The sequence below is a fragment of the Jatrophihabitans lederbergiae genome, from assembly GCF_031845305.1.
Taxonomy (GTDB): domain Bacteria; phylum Actinomycetota; class Actinomycetes; order Mycobacteriales; family Jatrophihabitantaceae; genus Jatrophihabitans_A; species Jatrophihabitans_A lederbergiae.
Window position 1 is genome coordinate 1 of record NZ_JAVREH010000292.1, and the last position, 248, is coordinate 248.

Annotated in this window: 1 protein-coding gene; it reads left to right on the forward strand. The window is 60.9% G+C overall.

Features of this window, described 5'->3' with window-relative positions; genetic code table 11:
* Positions 1–8 precede the first annotated feature (8 nt).
* Entirely contained in the window at positions 9–86 is a 78-nt protein-coding gene (locus RM423_RS26225) for a type II toxin-antitoxin system YoeB family toxin (RefSeq protein WP_396327883.1), read from the forward strand.
* Positions 87–248: the final 162 nt, after the last annotated feature.

Here is a 248-nt window from a genome sequence, read left to right on the forward strand (position 1 = left end):
CACGCAGGATCGACGAAGCCAACCGCCTCGTCTACTACGTCACCGATGACCACGTCGTCGTCCTGCAAGCCCGGGACCACTACTGACGTCAGGTTCGGGCAACCCCGGGACGCCCGCAGAGGGATCCTTGGGTTCTCGCGGTGATCGCAACACCTGACTGAGTGGAGGTGTTGACCATGCGGTTCGCTAATCACATGATCACGGAGAACGTGCAGGTGTTTTGGGCCGAGTTGCAGCGTGGCGAGTTC